Annotated in this window: 5 protein-coding genes; 3 read left to right on the top strand and 2 right to left on the bottom strand. The window is 73.2% G+C overall.

Going from position 1 to position 4,985, the window contains the following annotated elements:
• Positions 1 to 316, top strand: a 316-nt coding sequence (locus AB0M20_RS26965) for an EAL domain-containing protein (RefSeq protein WP_364302822.1), incomplete at its 5' end; no start/stop codon positions are given.
• On the opposite strand, the gene AB0M20_RS26970 is transcribed toward AB0M20_RS26965, so the two are convergent.
• Positions 306 to 1,262 (bottom strand): 2-dehydropantoate 2-reductase, encoded by a 957-nt coding sequence (locus AB0M20_RS26970; RefSeq protein ID WP_364302824.1) that lies wholly within the window; start codon positions 1,260 to 1,262, stop codon positions 306 to 308. The genes AB0M20_RS26965 and AB0M20_RS26970 overlap by 11 nt on opposite strands.
• Positions 1,263 to 1,321: 59 nt before the next feature.
• Here AB0M20_RS26970 and AB0M20_RS26975 point away from each other — a divergent pair, with 59 nt between their 5' ends.
• Positions 1,322 to 2,551: a SpoIIE family protein phosphatase gene (locus tag AB0M20_RS26975; RefSeq protein WP_364302826.1), complete on the top strand. Its 1,230-nt coding sequence runs from the start codon at positions 1,322 to 1,324 to the stop codon at positions 2,549 to 2,551.
• On the opposite strand, the gene AB0M20_RS26980 is transcribed toward AB0M20_RS26975, so the two are convergent.
• Complete coding sequence (locus AB0M20_RS26980) at positions 2,496 to 3,845, bottom strand: hypothetical protein (protein ID WP_364302828.1); 1,350 nt, start codon at positions 3,843 to 3,845, stop codon at positions 2,496 to 2,498. The two genes, AB0M20_RS26975 and AB0M20_RS26980, sit on opposite strands and share 56 nt — an antisense overlap.
• Positions 3,846 to 3,930: 85 nt before the next feature.
• On the opposite strand from AB0M20_RS26980, the gene AB0M20_RS26985 reads away from it, so the two are divergent.
• Positions 3,931 to 4,985 (top strand): ATP-binding protein (locus AB0M20_RS26985; RefSeq protein WP_364302830.1); only part of this gene is annotated, 1,055 nt, incomplete at its 3' end.

Genomic DNA, 4,985 nt, shown 5'->3' on the forward strand with positions numbered 1-4,985 from the left:
TTCCGATCTGGTCGACGACGCCGGCGCCGGGTACGACACCCTCGCCCGCCTGGAGGCGCTGAAGCCGGCCTTCCTCAAGCTGGGCCGGGCGTCGCTGGCCGGTGTCGAGACCGAGGGGGCGCGCCGCGCCTCGATCCGCTCGCTGGTCGAGTTCGCCCGCGAGCTCGAGTGCACGGTGATCGCCGAGGGCATCGAGTCGGAGCAGCAGCGCGACGCGCTCGCCGAGTGCGGCGTGCCCCTCGGGCAGGGCTTCTACCTGGGCCGCCCGGTCCCGGTCGAGCGGGCCCTGGCCGACGCGGCGGCGGTCACCGGCTAGCGGCCAGCCGGCTCAGGCCCAGCAGGGCGCCGATGTACGGGGTGGGCAGGCCCAGCCGCTCGCCCATCTCGTGCACGGCGCCCACCAGGGCGTCCAGCTCGAGTGGCCGGCCCGCCTCGGCGTCCTGCAACATCGAGAAGGCGCCCAGCCTCGCCGTCACCTGATGGCGGTCCTCGGGCGTCTGCTCGATGTCGCAGCCGAGCCGCCGCCCGATCGCCGCGGCCTCGCGCATCGCCGCCGAACAGAAATCACGCACCAGCGGGTCGGCCAGGATCCGGTCCGCCGTGGCGCCGGTCAGCGCGGAGACCGGGTTGATGGTCATGTTGCCCCACAGCTTGTACCAGATGTCGTACCGGACATCGGCGGACACGACGGCGGTGAACCCGGCGGCACCCAGCAGGTCGCCCACCGCGTCGGCCCGCGCCGAGCCGCCACCGGCCGGCTCGCCGACGATGAGCCCGTTGCCCATGACGTGCTCGACCACGCCCGGCTCGGGGCTGGAACAGCTCGAGTGCACCACACCGCCCAGCACGCGGCCGACGTCGACCGCGGCCGCGACCACGCCGCCGGGATCGACGCTGCGCAGCGGCTCGTCGCCGAGCACGGTGCCGCGGCCGAACCACCAGGGCACGCCGTTCATGAACGGCACCACGACCGTGCTCTTCCCGAGCAGCGGCGGCAGGTGACGCACCGCGGCGGCCAGGGCGGGCGCCTTCACGGTGAGGATGACGACGTCCTGCTCGCCCAGCTCGCCCGCGTCGGCGGCGGCCCTGGCCGGTGCGGTCACCGTGCCGTCGGCGGTCCGGAGCTGCCAGCCGCGCTCACGCAGCGAAGTCAGCGTCGCACCGCGGGCCACGACACTGACCTCGGCGACCTTCGACGCGGCGAGGCGGGCGCCGATCCACCCGCCGATCGCGCCCGCTCCGACCACGCATACCCTGGTCATCGGCCCAGGGTATCGGCTGTCGTGTGGTCACCGGCGGGCCCCGGTGCGAGGATGTGCCGGTGGACACCGCGGCTGAGCCGGCCGCTGGACAGGACGAGGCGAGGTTCCCCGCTTTGCTCGAGGACAGCGCCGACGACCTGTACGAGAACGCCCCGTGCGGCAACCTGTCGTCCCTGCTCGACGGCACGATCGCGAAGGTCAACCGCACCCTGCTCGGCTGGCTGGGTTACACCCGGGACGAGCTCGTCGGGCGGATGCGGTTCCCGGATCTGCTCCCGATCGGCACGCGGATCTACTACGAGACCCATCTGGCCCCGATGCTCGCGCTCGAGGGCGAGATCAGTGGGATAGCGCTCGACCTGCGGGCGAAGGACGGCAGCAAGTTCCCCGTCTTCGTCAGCTCGCTGGTGAAGACCGGCGGCGACGGCGGCCCCCAGCTGGTCCGCACCATCCTGTTCGACGGCCGCCAGCGCCGCGCCTACGAGCAGGAGCTGCTGCAGGCCCGCCGGGACGCCGAACGCGAGGGTGAACGCCTGCGGCATCTGGTCTCCGACCTGCAACGCAGCCTGCTGCCGGCGGTGCTCCAGACGCCGCCCGGCCTGGAGACGGCGGCGCTGTACCGGATGGCGTCGACCGATCAGGTGGGCGGTGACTTCTACGACCTCTTCCCGCTGGCCGACGGTCGCTGGGGCTTCTTCCTCGGCGACGTCAGCGGCAAGGGCATCGAGGCCGCCGCGGTGACGGCCGCGGCACGGTACACGCTGCGCGCCGCGGCGGTGTACGACCCGGATCCGGCAGCGGTCCTGCACAACCTCAACACGGTCCTGTATCAGGAGTACCGCAAGGACGCCCGCTACTGCACCGTCGTGTTCGGCATCCTCACGCCGTCGCCCGAGGGCTTCACCGCGGTGATCGCCAGCGGCGGGCATCCCGAGCCGTTGCTGCTGCGCGCCGGCGGGACGGCGGACCATCACCGCACCAAGGGCCGCATGGTGGGAGTGTTCGCCGACTCCGCGTACACCAACACGGTCCTCGCCGTCGCGCCTGGCGACACGCTGGTGCTCTACACCGACGGCCTCACCGAGGCCCGCATCGGCGGCGGTGATCGATACGGGGTGGAGGCGGTGGCCCGGTTCGGCAACGATCTCGCCCCGGCGAGCGCCGCATCGGCCATCGAGGCGTTCGCCGGCCTGCTCGACGACTTCGGCGACGGCCTCGAGGACGACACCGCCATCATGACGATCGGCGTGCCCGGCCGAGAAGAAGAGCAAGCATCGCGTACGCGCTGAGCACGCCGAGGCCGGCCCACCACGGCAGCGGGAAGTACCCCGCGGACGGCGCGTAGTGAGCGGTCACCTGCGGGTACTCGACCAGCACCTGCTGCACCGCGAACCCCGCGGCCGGGGTCACCTGCAGCAGCCGGTCCGCGACCGTGTCCGGCAGGATCGGCAGGGTGGCGACGGTGTAGGGCAGGGCGACCAGCACCAGGGCCACGAGGATCGCCGCCCAGCGCCGCCCGAGCCACCGGCGCAGCCCGTACGCGAAAACGGCGCACAACGCCAGCGCCACCGCGAGGCCGCCGACCAGCCGGAGACCCGTCCAGAACGGCAGCAGGGCCGGCACGCCGTTGCGGTGCAGGATCGCGATGCCGGCCGGGATGGTGACCCCGGCCGCCACCAGGCCGGCGCCGAGGGCGGCCGCCGCGAGGACCATGACCCGCCCGCGGTGACCGGCGCCGGCGACCAGCACGACGATCAACAGGATCGGCATGGCCGTCAGCAGCATCGGCACCACCGGCGGGCCGTCCTGCCCGGCCGGCCCGATGTCGCCGGTGCCGCTCACCGTGAAGACGCCGGCCTTCTCGACGGCTCCCGACGGGTTGTGGAACTTCTCCCAGTCGGTCCGGTTCATGTCACCGACCGGCTCGCTGACCCAGCCGCCCGCCGCATCCGCGCCGCCGGTCACCTCGACGTGGTCGAAGACGCCGACGGCCTGGGTGAATCGGACCTCCTCGATCGCTCCGCCGAGCATCACCTTCCGCAGCGTCAGGTCGCCGGGCGAGGTGGCGAACAAGCCGACCTGGACGGTGTCCGGCAGCCCGTCGAGCGTCGCCGAGGCGACCGTCCGCCATTGCGAGCCGTCGGCCGACACTGCGGCGGTGATCCGGTCGCCCGAGCGGGTCAGGCGCATCCACGGCGACGATCCGCCCACGGCCACGTCGCGCGTGTAGCCGTGCTGGAACCGCAGGCCGTGCGCGCCGGTCGCCATCAGGGCCGCGTACGGCGACCCTTGGCGCACCCCGTCCTTGACGATGATCCCGGTCTTCGCCCACGGCACCAGGCCGGCGACGATCTCGTCGTGGCCGGGCGGCGGGTAGGTGATCGTCCCGGTCATCGACGTCAGCCGGGCGGTGATGCTGCCCTCGCGGCCGAGTTCACGGTGCAGGAACCAGAATCGGTCGTTCACCGCCACGGCGGCCGGGCACGGCCCGGCGCAGGAGGCGACGTTGCGGGAGGCGATGAACAGGCCCAGGCCCACGACGAACAGGGCCGCGGCGGCGATGGCGATGAGGCGGATGCGCATGCGACGGTTCTACGGACCGCCGGATAACACGGCCCGAATCGGTGCTGTCATGCCGCTGTTATGTGCCGCGCGGCATGCTGAGGGCATGTTCAAGCTGGGTGGCGGGACCGTGGGGGCGCGGTTCACGATCTTGTACGCGGTGGTGTTCCTGCTGTCCGGGGCCGGTCTGCTGGGGCTGGCCGTCCTGCTCTCCAGCTTCGAGGTGACCACCGTTGCGCCGCCCGGCGTCGCTCCGCCCGGTCTCGACGGGCACGCCGTGCTGGCCCGCCAGCTCGCCGCCGGCTCCCTGCTCGCCCTGGTCGTGATGGCCGTCGTGTCGCTGGTGGTCGGCCGGGTGCTGGCCAAGCGCGTGCTCCGGCCCCTGCGGCTGGTCACCCGCGCCACCCGGCGGATCACCGCGGAGAGCCTGGACCGCCGCCTGGCCGTGGCCGGCCCGGCGGACGAGGTGAAGGATCTCGCCGACACCATCGACGGGCTCCTCGCCCGGCTCGAGACGTCGTTCACGGCGCAGCGCCGGTTCGTCGCGAACGCCTCGCACGAGCTGCGGACGCCGCTGGCGACGATGCGGGCGTCGCTCGACGTCGCGGTCGCCAAGCCGCAGCCCGCCGCCTCCACGGTGGCGCTGGCCGATCGGCTGCGTCCCCAGCTCGACCGGGTCGATCATCTGCTCGACGGGTTCCTCGTGCTGGCGCGGGCGCAGCACGGCGCTCTGACCGACGTCACCGACGTCGACCTGGGGAAGCTCGTCGGCGAATCGCTGCACGAGAGGGCCGCGGGCATCGAAGCCGGCCGCCTGACGGTGCACGCCGACGCCGGCTCGGTGGTCCGGGGCAGCTCTGCGTTGTTGACGCGCCTGGTGGACAACCTGGTCGACAACGCCGTCAAGCACAACGTCGGCGGCGGGCGGATCGAGATCTCCGGGCACCCCGAGGGCGGCCTGATCGTCGAGACCAGCGGGCCGGTGCTCGACCAGCAGGAGGTCGACCGGCTGGCGCAGCCCTTCGAGCGGCTCGGCGACGAGCGCACCGGCTCGTCGGGGCTGGGCCTGTCCATCGTGGCGTCGATCGCCGTGGCGCACGGCGGCCGGCTCGACCTGACCGCCCGGCGCGAGGGCGGGCTGCGCGTGGCGGTCGTGCTGCC

Origin of the sequence: Actinoplanes sp. NPDC051633, assembly GCF_040681735.1 — a bacterium.
Classification (GTDB): Bacteria; Actinomycetota; Actinomycetes; order Mycobacteriales; family Micromonosporaceae; genus Actinoplanes.